This is a genomic window from Mycobacterium sp. THU-M104 (assembly GCF_049197365.1).
GTDB lineage: Bacteria > Actinomycetota > Actinomycetes > Mycobacteriales > Mycobacteriaceae > Mycobacterium.
This window is the reverse complement of the sequence record NZ_JBMIOP010000027.1, coordinates 1-17,756: the sequence shown is the minus strand read 5'-3', so window position 1 is coordinate 17,756 and position 17,756 is coordinate 1. Positions and strand designations below refer to the sequence as shown.

At 68.7% G+C, this 17,756-nt stretch carries 18 protein-coding genes; 11 read left to right on the top strand and 7 right to left on the bottom strand.

Going from position 1 to position 17,756, the window contains the following annotated elements; all coding sequences use genetic code 11:
* Position 1: 1 nt before the first annotated feature.
* The gene (locus tag ACOJVU_RS02525) at positions 2-1,570 is read left to right on the top strand and encodes a S1C family serine protease (protein WP_421528339.1); all 1,569 of its coding nucleotides are present in this window, start codon (positions 2-4) and stop codon (positions 1,568-1,570) included.
* Positions 1,571-1,981, top strand: coding sequence for a Sec-independent protein translocase protein TatB (tatB, locus tag ACOJVU_RS02520; protein WP_421528338.1), 411 nt, complete (start codon positions 1,571-1,573; stop codon positions 1,979-1,981).
* A 53-nt stretch (positions 1,982-2,034) separates the two neighbouring features.
* Here the strand turns inward: tatB and ACOJVU_RS02515 are convergent, their stop codons facing one another.
* The 5 genes from ACOJVU_RS02515 to ACOJVU_RS02495 form a co-directional block, all read right to left on the bottom strand.
* Complete coding sequence (locus tag ACOJVU_RS02515; protein ID WP_421528337.1) at positions 2,035-3,180, bottom strand: Mrp/NBP35 family ATP-binding protein; 1,146 nt, start codon at positions 3,178-3,180, stop codon at positions 2,035-2,037.
* A gap of 39 nt (positions 3,181-3,219) precedes the next feature.
* Entirely contained in the window at positions 3,220-4,473 is a 1,254-nt protein-coding gene (locus ACOJVU_RS02510) for a lytic murein transglycosylase (protein ID WP_421528336.1), read from the bottom strand.
* Between the two features lie 112 nt (positions 4,474-4,585).
* Positions 4,586-5,128, bottom strand: a complete 543-nt coding sequence (locus ACOJVU_RS02505; protein WP_421528335.1) for a DUF1003 domain-containing protein — start codon at positions 5,126-5,128, stop codon at positions 4,586-4,588.
* Entirely contained in the window at positions 5,125-6,429 is a 1,305-nt protein-coding gene (locus tag ACOJVU_RS02500; protein WP_421528334.1) for a magnesium transporter MgtE N-terminal domain-containing protein, read from the bottom strand. The genes ACOJVU_RS02505 and ACOJVU_RS02500 overlap by 4 nt, the downstream gene beginning before the upstream one ends.
* Before the next feature lie 55 nt (positions 6,430-6,484).
* Positions 6,485-7,087: a DUF4190 domain-containing protein gene (locus tag ACOJVU_RS02495; protein WP_421528333.1), complete on the bottom strand. Its 603-nt coding sequence runs from the start codon at positions 7,085-7,087 to the stop codon at positions 6,485-6,487.
* A gap of 200 nt (positions 7,088-7,287) precedes the next feature.
* Between ACOJVU_RS02495 and ACOJVU_RS02490 the strand changes: the two genes are divergently transcribed.
* From ACOJVU_RS02490 to ACOJVU_RS02465, 6 genes are read left to right on the top strand one after another with little or no spacing between them, the layout of a single operon-like run.
* A complete protein-coding gene (locus ACOJVU_RS02490) occupies positions 7,288-7,815 on the top strand; it encodes a general stress protein (RefSeq protein ID WP_421528332.1) in 528 nt (175 codons plus the stop codon).
* A 35-nt stretch (positions 7,816-7,850) separates the two neighbouring features.
* Positions 7,851-9,275, top strand: coding sequence for an extracellular solute-binding protein (locus tag ACOJVU_RS02485; protein ID WP_421528341.1), 1,425 nt, complete (start codon positions 7,851-7,853; stop codon positions 9,273-9,275).
* Complete coding sequence (locus ACOJVU_RS02480) at positions 9,272-10,153, top strand: carbohydrate ABC transporter permease (protein WP_421528331.1); 882 nt, start codon at positions 9,272-9,274, stop codon at positions 10,151-10,153. Before ACOJVU_RS02485 ends, ACOJVU_RS02480 begins: the two co-directional genes overlap by 4 nt.
* Positions 10,154-10,157: 4 nt before the next feature.
* Positions 10,158-10,982 carry a carbohydrate ABC transporter permease gene (locus ACOJVU_RS02475; protein ID WP_421528340.1) on the top strand — a complete coding sequence of 275 codons (825 nt, stop codon included), beginning with the start codon at positions 10,158-10,160 and terminating at the stop codon, positions 10,980-10,982.
* A 4-nt stretch (positions 10,983-10,986) separates the two neighbouring features.
* Complete coding sequence (locus tag ACOJVU_RS02470; protein ID WP_421528330.1) at positions 10,987-12,165, top strand: ABC transporter ATP-binding protein; 1,179 nt, start codon at positions 10,987-10,989, stop codon at positions 12,163-12,165.
* Positions 12,162-12,782: a suppressor of fused domain protein gene (locus ACOJVU_RS02465; protein ID WP_421528329.1), complete on the top strand. Its 621-nt coding sequence runs from the start codon at positions 12,162-12,164 to the stop codon at positions 12,780-12,782. The genes ACOJVU_RS02470 and ACOJVU_RS02465 overlap by 4 nt, the downstream gene beginning before the upstream one ends.
* Before the next feature lie 22 nt (positions 12,783-12,804).
* Here ACOJVU_RS02465 and corA read toward each other — a convergent pair whose 3' ends face one another.
* Positions 12,805-13,920, bottom strand: coding sequence for a magnesium/cobalt transporter CorA (gene corA, locus ACOJVU_RS02460; RefSeq protein ID WP_421528328.1), 1,116 nt, complete (start codon positions 13,918-13,920; stop codon positions 12,805-12,807).
* 175 nt (positions 13,921-14,095) lie between these two features.
* On the opposite strand from corA, the gene ACOJVU_RS02455 reads away from it, so the two are divergent.
* The 3 genes from ACOJVU_RS02455 to ACOJVU_RS02445 are packed head-to-tail and all read left to right on the top strand — an operon-like array spanning position 14,096 to position 17,244.
* Complete coding sequence (locus tag ACOJVU_RS02455; RefSeq protein WP_421528327.1) at positions 14,096-15,085, top strand: malate dehydrogenase; 990 nt, start codon at positions 14,096-14,098, stop codon at positions 15,083-15,085.
* A gap of 57 nt (positions 15,086-15,142) precedes the next feature.
* The gene (locus ACOJVU_RS02450) at positions 15,143-16,324 is read left to right on the top strand and encodes an NAD(P)-dependent malic enzyme (RefSeq protein WP_421528326.1); all 1,182 of its coding nucleotides are present in this window, start codon (positions 15,143-15,145) and stop codon (positions 16,322-16,324) included.
* Complete coding sequence (locus tag ACOJVU_RS02445) at positions 16,321-17,244, top strand: hypothetical protein (RefSeq protein ID WP_421528325.1); 924 nt, start codon at positions 16,321-16,323, stop codon at positions 17,242-17,244. The genes ACOJVU_RS02450 and ACOJVU_RS02445 overlap by 4 nt, the downstream gene beginning before the upstream one ends.
* Positions 17,245-17,355: 111 nt before the next feature.
* On the opposite strand, the gene ACOJVU_RS02440 is transcribed toward ACOJVU_RS02445, so the two are convergent.
* A partial coding sequence (locus ACOJVU_RS02440) for an SDR family NAD(P)-dependent oxidoreductase (protein WP_421528324.1) occupies positions 17,356-17,756 on the bottom strand: 401 nt, incomplete at its 5' end.

The window sequence follows — 17,756 nt, the reverse complement described above, 5'->3', positions numbered from 1 at the left end:
AATGGGCTGTCTCACGTGCTCAGAAGAGGATCCAAAAGAGGATGATGTGACCTCCGAACAAGACAGCGGCGAACAAGACAGCGGCAAAAACAGTGCGCCGCGTTTGGCGCCGCGACCCATCTCACGGCCACCGGTCGATCCCGCAGCGCGGCAGGCGTTCGGTCGCCCCGCCGGACTGCGCGGGTCTTTTGTGGCAGAGCGCGTGCGACCGGCGAAGTACCGCGACCACGGTGAATTCAGGTCCGAGGATCAACAGGCTGATCCGGTGCTGCAGGAGGCGTTCGGCCGGCCGGCCGGAGTTCCCGACTCGCTGCAGCGCCACCCGATCGATGCCGGCGCGCTGGACGGCGAACGCAACGGCGCCGGGTCCGACGACGTCTACGACCCGTGGCGCGATCCCGGGTCTGGCGCCGCGCTCGGGACCCCGGCGGTAGCGCCGGCGGCGCCGCAGGCCGCTCCCGGGTACCGCGGCAAGCTCGGCGTGCGCGACGTCCTGTTCGGCGGCCGGGTGTCTTACCGTGCCCTGGCCGTCCTGGCGATGATCGCGCTGCTGATCGGTGTGATCGGCGGTGTGATCGGACGCAAGACGGCCGAGGTGGTCGAGGCGTTCACCACCTCGAGGGTGACACTGGCCACCGATAACAATCCGCAAGGTCCGTCCGGCCGGTTCGCCAAGGTTGCGGCGGCGACTGCCGATTCCGTGGTGACCATCGAATCAAAGAGCGACCAGGAGGGTCTGCAGGGCTCGGGCGTCGTGATCGACGGCCGCGGCTACATCCTGACCAACAACCACGTGATCTCCGAAGCCGCCAACAACCCCAGCCAGTTCAAGACCACCGTGGTGTTCAACGACGGCAAGGAAGTGCCCGCGAACCTCGTGGGGCGTGACCCCAAGACCGATCTGGCCGTGCTGAAGGTCGACAACGTCGACAACCTGACGGTGGCTCGCCTCGGCAACTCCGCCGAGGTGCGCGTCGGCGACGAGGTTCTCGCCGCCGGCGCCCCGCTGGGGCTGCGCAGCACTGTCACCCAGGGCATCGTCAGCGCGCTGCACCGACCCGTCCCGTTGTCGGGTGAGGGGTCGGACACCGACACCGTCATCGACGCCATCCAGACCGATGCCTCGATCAACCACGGCAACTCCGGTGGTCCGCTGATCAACATGGATTCCCAGGTGATCGGCATCAACACCGCCGGCAAGTCGTTGTCGGACAGCGCGAGCGGGCTGGGCTTCGCCATTCCGATCAACGAGGCCAGGCAAGTCGCCGAGACCCTGATCAAAGACGGAAAGATCGTTCACCCGACATTGGGCATCAGCACAAGGTCGGTGAGCAACGCGATAGCCTCCGGCGCCCAGGTCGCCAATGTGAAGGCGGGAAGCCCGGCGCAGAAGGCGGGGATCCTGGAAAACGACGTCATCGTCAAGGTCGGTAACCGCACCGTGGCCGACTCCGACGAGTTCGTCGTGGCCGTGCGGCAGCTGAAGATCGGCCAGGACGCCCCGGTGGAGGTCGTTCGCGACGGCCGTCATGTCACGCTGACGGTCAAGCCAGAACCGGATACCGGATAGATGTTCGCCAACGTCGGCTGGGGCGAGATGCTCGTCCTCGTGGTGGTCGGGCTGGTGATCCTCGGCCCGGAGCGGCTGCCGGGAGCCATCCGCTGGACTGCCACCACGCTGCGGCAGACGCGCGACTACCTCAGCGGTGTGACCAACCAGCTGCGCGAGGACATCGGGCCCGAGTTCGACGACCTGCGCGGTCCGATCAGCGAGCTGCACAAGCTGCGCGGCATGACGCCGCGCGCCGCGTTGACCAAGCACCTCCTCGACGGCGACGACTCCTTCTTCACCGGCAACTTTGACGGGCCGGTCAGACCGGTCAACGGAACTGTCGCCACGTCTGCGCAACCGGTCGGGCCGACTTTCGCGGCCGAACAGCACGACCCCGGTCCCACTCCGTTCGACACCGACGCGACCTAGTTTTTTCTCGTTTCTCGTCGCCCGAGCAGACGCACAAGCGCCTATTTCGAGGGTCAGCGCCGGGTGGGGTCCAGACCCAGCGACACACCCGCCAGGCCGCGCCGCCGCGAGGACAGGACGTCGGCGACACGGCTCAGCTGCTCGCCCACCGGTGAGCCGGGTGCGCTCAGCACGATCGGGGTGCCCGCGTCACCGGCTGCCACCAATGCGGGGTCCAGCGGGATCTTGCCCAGCAACGGCACGTCGGCGCCGACCGCGCGAGACAACCGCTCGGCGACCTGCTGGCCGCCCCCCTCGCCGAAGACCTGCACGGTCGATCCGTCGGGCAGCATCAGCCCCGACATGTTCTCCACGACGCCGACGACGCGCTGGCGGGTCTGCAGGGCGATGCTGCCGGCCCGTTCGGCGACCTCGGCCGCCGCCAACTGCGGCGTGGTCACCACCAGGATCTCCGCGTTGGGGATCAGCTGCGCCACCGAGATGGCGATGTCTCCGGTCCCCGGCGGCAGGTCGAGCAGCAGCACGTCCAGGTCACCCCAGTACACGTCGGCCAGGAACTGCTGTAACGCCCGGTGCAGCATCGGCCCGCGCCACACCACCGGAGTGTTGCCCTCGACGAACTGGGCGATCGAGATGACCTTCACGTCGTGCGCGATCGGCGGCAGGATCATCGACTCGACCTGGGTGGGTCGATCGGTGGTGCCCATCATCCGCGGGATGGAATGGCCGTGGATGTCGGCGTCGAGCACGCCGACCGACAGCCCGCGGGCGGCCATCGCCGCGGCGAGGTTGACCGTCACGGTGGACTTTCCCACCCCGCCCTTGCCGGAGGCGACCGCGTAGACGCGGGTCAGCGAGTTCGGCTGGGCGAACGGGATGACAGGCTCGCGGGCGTCACCGCGCAAGTGCTTGCGCAGTTCGGTGCGCTGCTCGTCGCTCATGACGTCCAGGCTGACCCGCACCGCGCCGGTGCCGGGAACGTCGGACACCGCGCTGGTGACGCGCTCGGTGATTTCGTTCTTCTTCGGGCAGCCGGCGATGGTCAGGTAGACCCCGACGTGCACACCGCCGTCGGGCTCGATGTCGATGCTCTTGACCATCCCCAGCTCGGTGATGGGGCGCCGCAGTTCGGGGTCGATCACCTTGCCCAGCGCCGTGCGGATGGCTGCGGTCAGGTCGTCGGTGTTATGAGGTGACATCACCGCCGAGTGTAGGCGGCGGTTCCGGGCGGCCGGGTGTCAGCCGCCGGGTGCGGGCGCCGGTGCCGGGTTGGGGGGCGGCGCCATCCACGGCGGCGGAGGCGGCGGGGCCATCACGGGTGGTGGGGCCGGTGCCAGGTTGGGTGGTGGCGGCGCCATCCACGGCGGCAGGGCCTGCGGCGGTGCCTGTTGACTGATACAGATCACCGTGCAGCCCGGCAGCCGGCTCTGCAGTGGCGACTGCGGCGCGGGCAGCCAGGGGAACATGGGCTGCAGGCCGCTGGCCTGCTGCCCGGTGAGGTCGATGAGTGGTGTGCGCGCCTGCGGGTCGTCGCTCCCCAGGCCGTTGATGTTCATCGGCAGGTTGGGTCCGAGCCCTTCCGGGTGCTCCAAGTGGGCATCGCCGAGCGGGGGCGGCGGCCCGGTCATCGGAGGCAGATCGACCGGTACCACTCCGGTCGCGTAGGCCGACGCCCAGCCCAGCACGTTCTGGGCGTAGGCCGACGAGTTGTTGTAGCGCAGGATGGAGGCCATCACCTGCGACGGGTCGCGCAGGTTGAGGCCCCCGCTGCACAGGTATCGTGCTGCGGCCAGCGTCGAGTCGAACAGGTTCTGCGGATCGGCCAAGCCGTCGCCGTCGCCGTCCGAGGCGTACCGGGCCCAGGTTCCGGGCAGAAACTGCATGGGGCCGATCGCGCGGGCGTACGTCACGCGGTTGCCGACATTGCTCTCGATGATGACCTCGTTGCCGGGCAGGGTGCCGTCCAGCGCGGGGCCGTAGATCGGCGTGACCGCGGTGCCGCGCGCATCGACGGCACCACCGCCGGCGTGCCCGGATTCTATGCGACCGATCCCGGCCAGCAGGTTCCAGCTGATGCCGCAATTCGGATCGGAGACGGCCATCTTCTGTTCGGCGTTGCGGTAAGCGGACAGGGCCGTCTTCGGGATGCCCAGCGCGCCCGGCGCGTTCACGATCGTGGGCGACGGTGGTACCGCCAGCGCGCCCTCGGCGACGTGGAACGCGGTCGGCTCGCGCTCGGAGGCGACGACGGCCGGGCCGTGCTGTCCCGGAACGGCGGACGAGACGGCGGCCATCGGTGTGATCGCTGTGCCCTTCGGCGGGGGCTGGCCCTGTCGAGGCGGAGCTTGGCCACCGACGGCACTCGCGAGGATCAGCGGAGCGATGACGGCGATCCCGAATGCCGGCGTCCGTGTCAGCCGGTGCGGGCGCGGCCGGTCCGCAGCCGCGGACGGGCGTCGATTCCGGCGACTCCAGCGTCCCCCAATGCCCACTCGACCGTCCTCAGCAATGTGACGTGGCCGTAGCCAGTTCTTATTACCTTCGTGAACCAGATCACCATACATAACTCTTGTGACGCGAGTGGCGCAATGGTCAGTTCTGCTCTCACCCCGAATTCTTAGAGCTGTAGCCCTGACCGTCGCCGGCGCCGACCGCGTCGGCGCCCGTCGGTTCCGGCGCCAGTGCGTCGAGCTTCGCCCGCAGGTCATCCAGCTCGTCACGCAGGTATTCCCGGGTGACTACCTCGCCCAACGAGATGCGCAGCGCCGCCAGCTCACGGGCCAGAAACTCGGTGTCGGCCTTGGTCTGCGCGGCGCGGCGACGGTCCTCCTCGAGCGCGACCCGGTCCCGGTTCTCCTGCCGGTTCTGGGCCAGCAGGATCAGCGGCGCCGCGTAGGCGGCCTGCGTGGAGAACGCAAGGTTGAGCAGGATGAACGGGTAGGGATCCCAGCGCACCGTCGCTGCCAGTAGGTTCACCGCGATCCAGGCGATCACCGCGATCGTCTGCAGCAGCAGGTAGCGGCCCGTGCCGAAGAACCGTGCGATGGACTCGGTGAGCATCCCGACGGCCTCGGGGTCCAGGTGCGGCGAGTACCGGCGGGTGGTGCGCGGGGTGTACAGCCCTCGCGGTGCCGGGAATTTGCTCATGCGGACCCTCCCAATCCCTCGAGGCGGGCCGCATCCAGTCGCTGCATGTCCACGCGCCAGTCGTGGGGGAGCAGGTGATCGAGCAGGTCGTCCACGGTGACGGCTCCCAACAGGTGGTTCTGGTCGTCGACGACCGGCCCGCACACCAGGTTGTAGGCGGCCAGGTAGCGGGTCACCGCGACCAGCGGGGTTTCCGGTGCCAGCGTGAGCAGGTCATTGTCGACGATCCCGCCGACCAACTCGGCCGGGGGTTCGCGCAGGAGCCGCTGCAGCGCCACACAGCCCAGGTAACGGCCGGTGGGGGTGGCCGTGGGTGGGCGCGCCACGAACACCATCGACGACAGCGCCGGGGTGAGGTCGGGGTCGCGAACCCGGGCCAGCGCCTCGGCGACCGAGGTGTGCGGGGCCAGCACCACCGGGCCCGACGTCATCAAGCCGCCCGCGGTGTCCGGCGAATGCGCCAGCAGCCGGCGCACCTGGCCGGACTCCCCGGGGTCCATGCGCGTCAACAACATCTCGGCGTCGGCAGGGCTGAGCACGCCGAGCAGATCGGCGGCGTCGTCGGGATCCATCTCCTCGAGCACGTCGGCCGAGCGGTCGGTGCCCAGGTGGGACAGCACCTCGGCCTGATCGGACTCCGGCAGCTCCTGCAGGATGTCGGCGAGCCGCTCGTCGTCGAGCGCCCGCAGCACCTCGTAGCGCCGCTTGTAGGGCAGGCCGCGGATGGCGTCGGCCACGTCGACCGCCCTGCGCCCCTGGAACTGGTCGAGCAGTTGGGCCACCCCCTGCCCGGGCATTGCCAGCGCTGACGGGGTCAGGCCCTGCACGTATTGCCATTCCGCCACGTGCACCGGGCCGCGCCGCCCCAGTCGCCGCTGGCCGCGGACCGCGACCCTGTTCACGACCCAGTCCCGGGTTCGGGTCTGCTCGATTCCCAGGTCGGTGATCACGAGCTCGAGTCCTGCCAATTCGGGCAGGGCGGGGTCGTTGACCTTGACCGGGGTGTCGAGCACCTGGCCGATTGCCAGCGCCTCGCCGGGCCGCTTCTCGAAGCGGCGCAGGGACACGTTACCGGTGTTGAGCGTCACCACGCCGGGCTCGATCGCAGTGACCCGCAGCATCGGGATGAAGATGCTGCGGCGTGTCGCCAAATCGACGACCAATCCCAGGACCCGCGGTTGCTGTCGGACGATGCTGATGCTGACCACGACATCGCGGATGCGTCCGACGTTTTCGCCGAGTGGGCCCAGCACCAGCATGCGCGCGAGCCGCGCGATGTACACCTTGTTGACTGATGCCATAGTCGTAGAGCCTAGGCAGCCGACGACCGCGGGACAGAGTCAGTCTTCCTCGCGGCTAGCGCGAATGCACGGTGACGGCGGCGACGGCCAAACCGACCAGCAGGCCGCCGATGCCGATCACGATGCCGGCCGCGGCCATTGCTGAGCCGCCCTGGCGGGTCCGCTTGATCTGGCTCAGCGCGACCACCCCCAGCACGATGCCCGCGATCGAGCCGATGAAGCAGCAGAGCAGACCGGTGAGAGACAACAGCAGAGAAGCGATCGCGAGTCCGTTCGTCCCGGGCCTTGCGTCGCCGGACGGCCAGTAGCCGCCGTGGTAGTCCGGCAGCGGGGGATAGCCCGCCGGGTACGGGGCCGGCCCGTACCCGGGTGGTGGACCAAAGCCGGGTGGTGGCCCGTATCCGGGTGGTGGACCAAAGCCGGGTGGTGGCCCGTATCCGGGTGGTGGAGGTGCCGGCGGATATGGCGGGCCGGGTGGCTGCTGGTATGGGTAACCGGGCTGATAGCCGGCCGGATATGCCGGTGGCGGATGGTCGGATCCCGGTGGCTCCCACGCGGTTTGCCGGGTCGGCTCCTCGAAGGCCCGGCCGCCGGGCGGGCGCGAACCGGCCCGGTCGTCGTGGGCGCCCTCGCCGAAGTCGCCGCCGGGAGCTGTCATCGGTTCAACCTAACCCATGCGAGGACGGCCACCGCGGCGCCGAATTCGCGGCACCGCGGCCGGGGGAACGGCGCCGCGCGCGGGGCCGGACCGGGTGCCTCCCGTATTCGCAGGTGGCCGGGGGTCGCGTCGCTAGGGTGGGAGAGCCGAAGATGGGATGTGAAGGTGAGCAAGGCCGAGGCGGAGGAAAATGAGCACCCATGACTAGTCCATTCCAGCGCGGACAAGTTCCCGGCGACAGGCCGACCGGCGCTCCGGCCGGCCGGCGTGGCACGACCGGTTTGCCGACCCCGCCGAAGGGCTGGCCGGTCGGCTCCTATCCCACCTATGCCGAGGCGCAGCGCGCTGTCGACTACCTCTCCGAACAGGACTTCCCCGTCCAGCAGATGACCATCGTCGGCGTGGACCTCATGCAGGTCGAGCGGGTCACCGGACGCCTGACCTGGCCCAAAGTGCTCGGCGGCGGCGTACTCAGCGGGGCTTGGCTGGGGTTGTTCATCGGGCTGGTGCTGGGCTTTTTCAGCCCCAATCCGTGGGCGGCCCTGATCACCGGGCTGGTCGCGGGCGTTTTCTTCGGGCTGATCACCTCCGCGGTCCCGTATGCGATGGCCCGTGGGACGCGCGATTTCAGCTCCACGATGCAACTGGTGGCCGGCCGCTACGACGTGCTCTGCGACCCGCAGAACGCGGAGAAGGCGCGGGACTTGTTGGCGCGCCTGGCGATCTGAGACGGAACCGGGGAACGCGCGAGGGGCCGATGATGATGATGCGCCGCCGGCCGCACGGTCGCGGGCGCCGTCTGGGTGCGATCGTGCTGGTGGCCGCCCTGGCGACGGCTGCCGGTGCCGTGCCTGCCTGTGGTTCCGGTGCCCACGGGCTGGTGATCAGCTTGTACACACCGGCCGGCGACGGGGCGACGTTCACCGCGGTCGCCCACGAGTGCACCCGACGAGCCGGCGGCAGATTCGTCATCCAGCAGATCAGTCTGCCCAGGGCTCCCGGCGAGCAGCGCCTGCAACTGGCCCGGCGGCTGACCGGGCATGACCGCACCCTGGATCTGATGGCGCTGGACGTGGTGTGGACGGCGGAGTTCGCCGAGGCGGGCTGGGCGCTGCCGCTGTCCGACGACCCGGCCGGGCTGGCGGAATCCGACGCCACCGCCGACACCCTGCCAGGACCGCTTGCGACGGCGCGCTGGAAGGGCAGGCTGTACGCCGCGCCAGTCACCACCAACACCGAGTTGCTCTGGTACCGAGCAGATTTGGTGAAGCAACCGCCGCGCGACTGGAACGGCATGGTCGCCGAGGCCACGGCGTTGGGAGTCGCGGGACGGCCCAGCTGGATCGCTGTGCAGGCCAACGAAAACGAGGGTCTGGTGGTGTGGTTCAACACGCTTCTGGTCAGCGGGGGCGGTCAGGTGCTCTCCGAGGACGGCCGCCAGGTCACCCTCACCGACACGCCCGCGCACCGGGCCGCCACCGTCAACGCGCTGCGCATCCTCAGGTCGGTGGCCACCGCCCCGGGTGCCGACCCGTCCATCACCCGCACCGACGAGGGCACCGCCCGGCTGGCGTTCGAGCAAGGCAGGGCTGCGCTGGAGATCAACTGGCCCTACGTACTGGCGTCCCTGCTGGAGAACGCGGTCAAGGGCGGAGTCAGCTTCCTGCCGCTCAACGAGGACCCGGCACTGGCCGGCAGCATCAACCGGTTCGGGGCCTTCGTCCCCGACGACGAGCAATTCCGCATCGCCTACGACGCGAGCACGAAGGTCTTCGGATTCGCGCCTTACCCCGGTGTGGCGCCCGGCCGGCCGGCCAGGGTGACGATCGGTGGGGCCAACCTGGCGGTAGCCGGCACCACACGTCACCGCGCCGAGGCTTTCGAGGCCGTGCGCTGCCTGCGCAGCATCCAGAGCCAGAAATACATCTCGATCGAAGGCGGGCTGCCCCCGGTACGCACTTCGCTGTACTGCGACCCGCAATTCCAGGCCAAGTACCCGATGTACGCCGTCATCCGTCAGCAGATCACCGATGCCGCGGTGCGGCCGGCGACGCCGGACTACCAGGCGGTCGCCATCCGGCTCGCGTCGACGCTGAGCCCGATCACCGGCATCGAGCCGCAGCGCACGGCCGACGAGCTCACCAGGCAGGTGCGAAAGGCCATCAACGGGGAGGGTCTGCTGCCATGACGCGCCGCGAAGCCTCAGAGCAGCGCGCGGCCTTCCTCCTGGTGGCGCCGGCGGCGCTGCTGATGCTGGTGGTGACGGCCTATCCGATCTGCTATGCCCTATGGCTGAGCCTGCAGCGCAACAGCCTGGCCGCCCCCGAGGACACCGCGTTCGTCGGCCTGGGCAACTACGAGACCATCCTGACCGACCGCTACTGGTGGACCGCGTCGGCGGTGACGCTCGTGATCACGGTGGTTTCGGTGTCGTTCGAGTTCGTGCTGGGCCTGGCGCTGGCGTTGGCGATGCACCGCACCCTCGTCGGCAGGGGCCTGGTGCGTACCGCGGTGCTCATCCCTTATGGGATCGTCACGGTGGTCGCCTCCTACAGCTGGTACTACGCCTGGACGCCGGGTACCGGCTATCTGGCTGCTCTGCTGCCGCACGACTGGGCTCCGCTGACCGAGCAGATCCCGTCGCTGGGCATCATCGTCCTCGCCGAGGTGTGGAAGACCACGCCGTTCATGTCGCTGCTGCTGCTGGCCGGGTTGGCGCTGGTGCCCCAGGATCTGCTGAAGGCCGCGCAGGTTGACGGGGCCGGCGCCTGGCGGCGGCTGACGCGCGTCATCCTGCCGATCATCAAACCCGCGATCGTGGTGGCCCTGCTGTTCCGCACGCTGGACGCTTTTCGCATTTTCGACAACGTCTACGTGTTGACCGGCGGCGCCAACGACACCGGCTCGGTGTCGATCCTGGGCTACGACAACCTGTTCAAGGGCTTCAATGTGGGACTCGGTTCGGCGATCAGCGTGCTGATCTTCTGCTGCGCGGGCGTCATCGCGCTGATCTTCATCAAGGTGTTCGGTGCGGCGGCCCCGGGTGGTGGCCCCGATGACCGATAGACGGATGGACGCGCGGCGAACGACGCTCTGGGTCGTGGTCGACGCCGGGGTGGTGGTCTATGCGCTCGTTCCGGTCCTGTGGATCGGCAGCCTGTCGCTGAAGTCCACGTCAACAATCAAGGACGGCAAGCTGATTCCGTCATCGCTGACCTTGGACAACTACCGCGGAATCTTCCGGGGCGACTTCTTCTCCTCGGCGCTGGTCAATTCCCTCGGAATCGGGTTGATCACCACGCTGATCGCGGTGCTGCTGGGCGCGATGGCGGCCTATGCGATTGCCCGGCTCACCTTTGCGGGCAAGCGCCTGTTCGTCGGCGCCACCCTGCTGGTCACCATGTTCCCGGCGATCTCGCTGGTTACTCCATTGTTCAACATCGAGCGCTTCGTCGGCCTGTTCGACACCTGGCCGGGGCTGATCCTGCCGTACATCACGTTCGCGTTGCCGCTTGCCATTTACATCTTGTCGGCGTTCTTCCGGGAGATCCCATGGGACCTGGAGAAGGCCGCCACGATGGACGGCGCGACGCCGGTGCAGGCGTTCGTGAAGGTGATCGTCCCGTTGGCGGCGCCCGGACTGGTGACCGCCGCGATCCTGGTGTTCATCTTCGCCTGGAACGACCTGCTGCTCGCATTGTCCCTGACCGCGACCAAGGCGGCCATCACCGCACCTGTGGCGATCGTGAACTTCTCGGGCAGTTCGCAATTCGAGGAGCCAACCGGGTCGATCGCAGCCGGCGCCATCGTGATCACCGTCCCGATCGTCGTCTTTGTTTTAATCTTCCAGAGGCGAATTGTCGCCGGGTTGACCTCCGGCGCCGTGAAGGGATGACTCGATGGCCGAGATCGTGCTCGAGCACGTCAGCAAGAGCTATCCCGACGGCGCGAGCGCGGTGCGCGACCTGAGCATCACGATCGCCGACGGCGAATTCCTGATCCTGGTGGGTCCGTCCGGATGTGGTAAGACCACGACGCTGAACATGATTGCCGGGCTTGAAGACATCTCGTCGGGAGAGCTACGCATCGGTGGCCGGCGGATGAACGAGAAGGCGCCCAAGGACCGCGACATCGCAATGGTGTTCCAGTCTTACGCCCTCTACCCGCACATGACCGTGCGCCAGAACATCGCGTTTCCGTTGACTCTGGCGAAGATGAAGAAGAACGAGATCGCCCAGAAGGTCGAGGAAACGGCCAAAACCCTTGATCTGACCGATTTTCTGGACCGTAAACCCGCTCAGCTTTCGGGTGGGCAGCGCCAGCGGGTCGCGATGGGTCGCGCGATCGTGCGTCAGCCCAAAGCATTTTTGATGGACGAGCCGCTGTCCAATCTGGATGCCAAGCTGCGGGTGCAGATGCGCGGGGAGATCGCTCGGCTGCAGAAGCGTCTGGGCACCACCACCGTCTACGTCACCCACGACCAGACCGAGGCCATGACTCTCGGTGATCGGGTGGTGGTCATGCACGACGGTGTCGCCCAGCAGATCGGTACGCCCGACGAACTCTACGAGAGCCCCGCCAACCTGTTCGTCGCGGGGTTCATCGGCTCTCCGGCGATGAATTTCTTTCCCGCCAAGCTGACGGCGTTCGGGCTGATGCTGCCCTTCGGCGAGGTGCCGCTCACCCCGGAGGTCCTGCAGGTGATCGCGCAGCACCCCCAGCCGGAGAGCGTCATCGTCGGCGTGCGGCCCGAGCATCTGACCGACGCCGCGTTGGTCGACGGCTATCAGCGCATCAGGGCGCTGACCTTCGAGGTTAAGGCCGACCTGGTCGAGTCGCTGGGCGCCGACAAGTACGTGTATTTCAGCGCGGCGGGTTGTGCCGTGCGCTCCCTCCAGTTGGACGAGTTGGCCCAGGATACGGATTGGCATGAGAACCAGTTCGTGGCACGGGTTCCTGTCGAGTCCAAGGCGCACATCGGGCAGTCGGTCGAGCTGGCCTTGGACACCGCGAAACTCGCCGTGTTCGACGTCGGCTCCGGGGCCAACCTCACCGTTGCGCCCGCCGGTGGGCAGTGACAGAAATCCTGGACCGGGTGCGTGCGCACCTGCGTGCCCACCTGCGTGCTCACTCCGCCGGCTTGTCGATGGGTGGGGAGCCCGATGCGGCGCGCGTGACATTTCTGGGGACCGAACCCATGGAGGTGCTGCGATTTCGCGACCCGCCAAGCGGATTGGTGTGTTACGTGTCGCTGGGATGCTCGCGGCACCCCATGGTCGACCCGGCGCAGCTCGTCGCCGACCCGGTGCGGGGCCCGCGCGCCGAGGTGGTGCTGTGCCTGCGCGATCCCGGTCCGGTCACCGGCATCGCCCGCAGCCTGGCGATACTGGCGGCCGCCCCGGCCGTCGAGGGGGTGGTGCTTGCGCCCAACGCGTTGATCGACCTGGGCTCGCCGCTGTGGGCCCGGCCGTCGGGGAGCTCGCCTTTCACCGCGGCTTTGTTGGGCCCCAGCGACATTCCGGAACTGGTGCTGGAATCGCCCCGGGATCCGGTGCACTTCCTGTCGGCGACGCCGATCACCGCGACCGAGGCGGCCTGGGTGCGGCTCAAGGGCGCAGACGCCATGCGGCAGGCGTGGCACAGCGACGGTGTTGACGTGCTGGATCCGAATCGTCCTGCGGCGCAACCCAGTTGAGCGGGGTGCCGGAACCGCCGGGTTAGAGCCAGTCGCGCTTGCGGAAGGCGCGGTACAACAGGAAGCACACGACGAACATCGCGCTGAGCACCGCGGGGTAGCCCCACTCCGCGTGCAGCTCGGGCATGTCGGCAAAGTTCATTCCGTAGATCCCGGCGACCATGGTGGGCACCGCGAGAATGCCGGCAATGGCCGAGATCTTGCGCATGTCGCTGTTCTGCTGCATCCCCACGCGGGCCAGCGCCGCCTGCACCAGTGAGTTGAGCATGTCGTCGTAGCTGCTGATCTGGTCGGCGGCCTCGGCCTGGTGGTCGGCGACGTCACGCAGGTAGCGCCTCACTTCCTTGGAGATCAGGTCTTTGTTCTCGGCCTGCATCCGCGAGAACGCGGTGGACAGCGGGCTCACGCACCGGCGCAGCTCGACGACCTCGCGCTTGAGCAGGTAGATCGGCTCGACGTCCAGCGTGCGGCCCGGCGAGAATGCCACTTCTTCGATGGCGTCGATGTCGGACTCCATCAAATGGGTCACCTCCAGATAGTGGTCCGCCACGTAGTCGGCGATGGCGTGCATCACCGCGTAGGGCCCCAGCCGCAGATGGTCGGGATCGGCATCCATCCGCGTGCGCACGTCGGCCAATCCGCTGTGCTCACCGTGGCGGACCGTGACCACGAACTGCTTGCCGACGAAGATCATGATCTCGCCGGTCTCGACGATCTGCCGGGCCAGCGCGACCGACTCGTGCGGCACGTAATTCACCGTCTTCAGCACGAGGAACAGCGTCTCGTCGTAGCGCTCGAGCTTGGGGCGCTGGTGGGCGTGCACCGCGTCCTCGACCGTCAGCGGGTGCAGGCCGAACACGTCGGCCACCGCCTGCATGTGCTCGACATCGGGCTCGTGCAACCCGATCCAGACGAAGGCTCCCGGGGCCTCGGGGTCCTTCGGTTCGATCCCGCGCACCTTGTCCAGCGCGTCGGCGTAACCGTATTTGCCGGGCAGCCGATTGCCGTCGACGTAGACGCCGCAGTCGATCAGGGCTCCGGCGCCGGTGTCGGGTTCGGGGTGCACGTGATGCTGGTAAACGCGGGGCCGTGCGATCGGCCGCAAAGCTTCGGGTAGCGCGTCGAATCCTTGGAACACATCCACCTCCGATCGCAGCGCAGGTCTGACCGGCGGTGCTCCATGCTACGCGCGTCCTGCCTCGTCAGCGCGACGACGCGGGTGCGGAAGTTTTGCGCTCGGCCGGGTGCGATAGTTTCGACGACGAACCCGAATCTGTCCAACCCCGAATCTCTCCAACGAGGAGCCAACCGACGTGAGCGCAAGTCCTCTCAAAGTCGCCGTCACCGGTGCCGCCGGCCAGATCTGCTACAGCCTGTTGTTCCGCCTGGCCAGCGGCTCGCTGCTGGGGCCCGACCGCCCGATCGAGCTGCGTCTGCTCGAGATCGAGCCGGCACTCAAGGCGCTCGAGGGTGTCGTCATGGAGCTCGACGACTGTGCGTTCCCGCTGCTGGCGGGGATCGAAACCGGTTCGGACGCCAACAAGATCTTCGACGGCGCGAACCTGGCACTGCTGGTCGGCGCGCGCCCGCGCGGGCCGGGCATGGAGCGCAGTGACCTGCTCGAGGCCAACGGGGCGATCTTCACCGCCCAGGGCAAGGCGCTGAACTCCGTCGCCGCGGACGACATCCGCGTGCTGACCACCGGCAACCCGGCCAACACCAACGGGCTGATCGCGATGAGCAACGCCCCGGACATCCCGCGCGAGAGGTTCACCGCGCTGACCCGCCTGGACCACAACCGGGCGCTCACCCAGCTGGCCACCAAGGCCGGCGTCGCGGTCACCGACATCAAGAAGATGACGATCTGGGGCAACCACTCGGCCACCCAGTACCCCGACCTGTTCCACGCCGAGATCAACGGCAAGAACGCGGCCGCGGTGGTCAACGACCAGGCCTGGATCGAGAACGACTTCATCCCGACCGTCGCCAAGCGTGGCGCGGCCGTCATCGACGCGCGCGGCGCCTCGTCGGCCGCCTCGGCCGCCTCGGCCACCGTCGACGCCGCCCGGGACTGGCTGCTGGGTTCGCCCGAGGGTGACTGGGTCTCGATGTCGGTCATCTCCGATGGCTCCTACGGTGTGCCGGAGGGCCTCATGTCGTCCTTCCCCGTGACCACCAAGGACGGCAACTGGAAGATTGTCACCGGCCTTCAGATCGACGACTTCTCCCGGGCCCGCATCGACAAGACGACCGCGGAACTCGCGGACGAGCGCACAGCGGTCACCGAGTTGGGCTTGATCTGACGCCGGTGATCGAGGCGCAGATTAGGTCTACTAATCGGTAATCAGTACCCTGAGCCCGTGCCGGAAAACGAGCATTCCCCGCTCGTCATCAACGACGAGGAGATCTTCGACGCGCACGTGGGCGGAAAGCTTTCCGTCGCGCTGAACGCCCCGCTGGACACCCGGCGCGCCCTGTCGATCGCCTACACCCCGGGGGTGGCGCAGGTGAGCCGGGCGATCGCGACCGACCACACGCTGGCCGCGCGCTACACCTGGGCGAACCGACTCATCGCGGTGGTCAGCGACGGTAGCGCGGTGCTCGGCCTGGGTGACATCGGGCCGGCGGCGTCGCTGCCGGTCATGGAGGGCAAATGCGCCCTGTTCCGGGCGTACGGCGGGCTCAACGCCATCCCTGTCGTGCTGGACACCAAAGACCCCGACGCGATCGTCGAGACGTTGCTGCGGCTGCGGCCGACGTTCGGCGCGGTCAACCTGGAAGACATCTCCGCGCCCCGCTGTTTCGACATCGAACGGCGACTCGTCGAGGCGCTGGACTGCCCGGTGATGCACGACGACCAGCACGGCACTGCGATCGTCGTGCTGGCCGCCCTGATGGGCGCCACCAAGCTGCTCGGCCGCGACATGTCCTCGCTGCGGGTAGTGGTCTCCGGGGCCGGCGCCGCGGGTGTCGCCTGCACGAACCTGCTCATGGCGATGGGAGTGTCGGACATCACCGTGCTGGACTCGCGCGGCATCCTGCACACCGGGCGCGACGACATGAACAGCGTCAAGGTCGGCTTGGCCGGGCGCACCAACCCCGGTGGCCTGACCGGTGGCATGGTCGAAGCCCTCGCCGGCGCGGACATGTTCCTCGGGGTGTCGGGTGGTCTCGTCCCCGAGGAGCTGATCGCCACGATGGCGCCCGACGGGATCGTGTTCGCGCTGTCCAACCCCGACCCGGAGATCCATCCCGCCGTCGCGGCCCGGCATGCGGCGGTGGTGGCCACCGGACGCAGCGACTTCCCGAACCAGATCAACAACGTGCTGGCTTTCCCCGGGATGTTTCGCGGCGCGCTGGACGCCAAGGCCTCCCGGATCACCGAGAAGATGATGGTCGCCGCCGCCGAGGCGATCTTCTCCGTGGTCAGCGACGACCTGGCTCCGGACCGGATCGTCCCGAGTCCCCTGGACCTGCGCGTCGGGGACGCGGTGGCCACGGCGGTGGCCATCGCCGCGGACGCGTCGATCTCCACGGGGTGAGTGTCGGCAGGCTGGCCGCGCTGCTGCTCGCCGCCGCGCTGACGGTCGCCGGCTGCGGGGGCGACGACCACCGCGCCGCTGCTCTGGTCGTCGGGTCCCGCCCCGACTCCGAATCCACGCTGCTGGCCGCCGTCTACGTGGCGGCGTTGCGGTCCTACGGTTTCGCGGCCCAGGGGGCCCAGACCACCGCCGACCCGATGGCGCAACTGGACTCCGGCCGGTTCACCGTCGTCCCCGTGTTCACCGGTCGGACGCTGCAGGCCTTGCAGCCGGGCACCACGGTGCTCTCCGACAAGCAGGTCTACCGGGCCCTGGTCGCCGCCCTGCCCGAGGGCATCGCCGCGGGCGACTACGCGACGGCCGCCGAGGACAAACCCGTCGTGCTGGTCACCGGGACCACCGCGCGGGCCTGGGGCGGCAGCAGCAGTGCCGCCGGTAGCGACCTGAGCGCGCTGCTCAAGCACTGCGACGGTCTGGTCCTGGGGGCCGTCTCCGGGTTGCGAACGCCGCCGTCGGTCGGCTCGTGCAAACTCCCAGCCCCGCGTCAATTCCCCGACCAGGCCTCACTGTTCGCCGCGCTGCGAGCCGGGCAGCTGACGGCGGCGTGGGCGACCACCGCCGATCCGGGCATCCCCCCCGACCTGGTCGCACTGGTCGACCGTAAGCCCGCGCTGATCCGCGCGGAGAACATCGTGCCGCTGTACCGCCGCAACGCCCTGAGCGATCGCCAGCTGCTGGCGATCAACGAGGTGGCGGGCGTGCTGGACACCGCGGCGCTGGCCGGGATGCGCCGCCAGTTGATGGTGGCCGATGGTGGTGGCGGCGGTGGCGGCGGTGGTGGTGGCGGCGGTGGCGATGGTGGTGCCGATCCGCAGACCGTGGCCGACGCGTGGCTGGCCGAACACCCGTTGGGCCGCTAGGGGTCGCGTCGTGTCGTCGGGCCCGCCTGGACGGCTTCGAGACTGCGCCCAAGGCCTGATTTCGCTTACCGCGGCGCGCTCAGCGCAGTCTCGGTGCCGTCGATCGACGCGTCAGTGCGCGGGGGGCAGCATCCGGCGCATCAGCGGGCTGAACAGCCGCTGGTAGCCAGACCCGGTCAGCCGTACCAGGATGTCGAGAATCTGGGCGTCGCCGCCGACGAGCACCCGAGCCTTGTTCTTGCGCACCGCGTCGAGGATGACCTCGGCGGCACGCTGCGGGCTGGTCCGTGCCAACCGCGTGTCGAACGCCTTGGCCAGTTCGTCGCGGTCGACCCCCTCGGCGGCGGTGGCGTTGCGCGCGATCGCGGTCTTGATGCCGCCTGGATGCACCGTGGTCACGCCCACCGGGTGACCGGCCAGGATCATCTCCTGGCGCAGCGCCTCGGTGAAGCCGCGGACGGCGAACTTGGCCGAGTTGTAGGCGGCCTGCCCCGGCACCGAGAACAGCCCGA